1 protein-coding gene is annotated in these 844 nt (G+C 31.4%); it reads right to left on the bottom strand.

The features are described 5' to 3' along the window. Positions 1–131 precede the first annotated feature (131 nt). Positions 132–668, bottom strand: a complete 537-nt coding sequence (locus tag AC1DJR_RS31900) for a DUF1697 domain-containing protein (RefSeq protein WP_429687214.1) — start codon at positions 666–668, stop codon at positions 132–134. Positions 669–844: the final 176 nt, after the last annotated feature.

An 844-nucleotide genomic window follows, 5' to 3' on the forward strand; every position in this document is an offset into this window, starting at 1 on the left:
GTAAAAAACCTTCCACTCTTTATTGCACTCTGTTCTTCCTTTCTTATTTTCCCTATTGTTGAACTCATTGTCGCCAAACAATATAAATAAAAAAAGTGGTTTTCTAAATGCAGAAAACCACTTTTTTATGTTTAAATACCTTCTGCTATTGCTTTCAGCTTATTCACAGTCCGCCAGTTCCTTACTGTAGCTGGCGTATGTAATTTTTGAAACTGGTTCATTAGTTTAGAATTACGAATGCTTTTTTTGAAAAATAAATACACTACTCTTCCTTCGATATGGCAATCTTCTATGTCACTTTTGTACATAAGTAACCGCTTATTGTCTTCTTCAGAAAGTGGATTAGCTAAAAAGGCCACATGTACACTTTCTCCTTCTAATAACGAATGGGTCTCGTAAGGACACTTTTTAATAATATTAACAAATTCATCATTTGCTCGTAACATGACTGGAACATTGAAATCAAAAACGTTCTTAATTTCACATTCAATTCGTTCCTTTAAAAAACTTATCTCTTCTTCTGACTCAAACACTACATTTCCACTTTGAATATACGTTTTCACTCTTTTTAACCCTATTGATTCAAACATTATTTTCAAATCTGCCATTTTGATTACTTTATGTCCACCTACATTAATTCCCCGTAGTAGTGCAATATAAATTGTCATATGATTACCCCTCACGTATTTAAATGCTTAACAATCGAATTGTTTTGCACCTTCATGCTTCTCGAATACTTACTTTAATACATCTAACATATCATGTACGGAAAATATCTCAAATTAAAAAACTTACTACATGATTTTTTTCAAGAGTAAGCTTTGTTATCTCATTATCTCGTTAT

The sequence above is a fragment of the Bacillus sp. 05T31 genome (assembly GCF_056396725.1).

What these genes read in the sequence shown, in the direction of transcription:
- AC1DJR_RS31900 (WP_429687214.1), bottom strand. Translation starts at nt 668, where the DNA reads ATGACAATTTATATTGCACTACTACGGGGAATTAATGTAGGTGGACAT.